Source organism: Pseudomonas sp. GW821-FHT10B02 (assembly GCF_059415665.1).
This window is the reverse complement of record NZ_JBWKNR010000038.1, coordinates 1-719: the sequence shown is the minus strand read 5'-3', so window position 1 is coordinate 719 and position 719 is coordinate 1. Positions and strand designations below refer to the sequence as shown.

Sequence of the window (719 nt, the reverse complement as noted above, 5' to 3'; positions counted from 1 at the left end):
GTGTTGCCGCTGGTGTGGCTTTCATTGTCCAGCAAGGTGAACGTGCCGACGATTACCCCGGTGCTCGGGTCGTAGCTGTGGATGGTCATCGAGTTGCCCAGCGGCGTGGTGCCGGTCAGCGGCAATGCGCTGACCACTCCGCCACTGACCAAAGTGAGGCCACCGATGGTCAGGGTTTGCAAGCCGTCCGGGGCGACCACGGTAAAGGTGCCGCCCTTGGTCAGCGCCCACTGGTCCGGGCTGCTGCCGTCGCTGAGGTTTTTCTCGTAGAAAGTCAACTCGCCGCCGCACAGGTCCAGGCCGTGGATCTCTACCGGGTCGTTGAGGTTACTGACATCGATCTTCAAGGTCGCCGTGCTGCTGTCGCCGTCGGCGTCCTTGAGGGTGTAGGTGAAGTTTTCGACACCCGTGCCACCGCCTTTCAGATTGACGAAGTCCGGGTCGTTGGCGTTCAGCGTGTAGGTGTAGGAACCATCGGCGGCCAGCACCAGGGTGCCGTAGGTACCGGTGATGGTTTGCGGGGTGATCGGGCCGCTGGCGATGCGGTCGGCGCCTTGCACATCGTTGCTCAGCACGTTGCCGGTCAGGGTCAGTTGAGCTTCCGTGGCGGTAGTGGTGTTGCTGTCGTCGTACGCCTTGGGCGCGTCGTCGACGATATTGATATCGATGGTGGCGCTGCCGGTGCTGCCATCGGTATCGGTCGCGACCACCTCGATTTG

Annotated in this window: 1 protein-coding gene; it reads right to left on the bottom strand. The window is 62.4% G+C overall.

Translation table 11 applies throughout. From position 1 onward, the window contains the following. Positions 1 to 719, bottom strand: a 719-nt coding sequence (locus AC07OF_RS25820) for a cadherin-like domain-containing protein (protein WP_495073686.1), incomplete at both ends; no start/stop codon positions are given.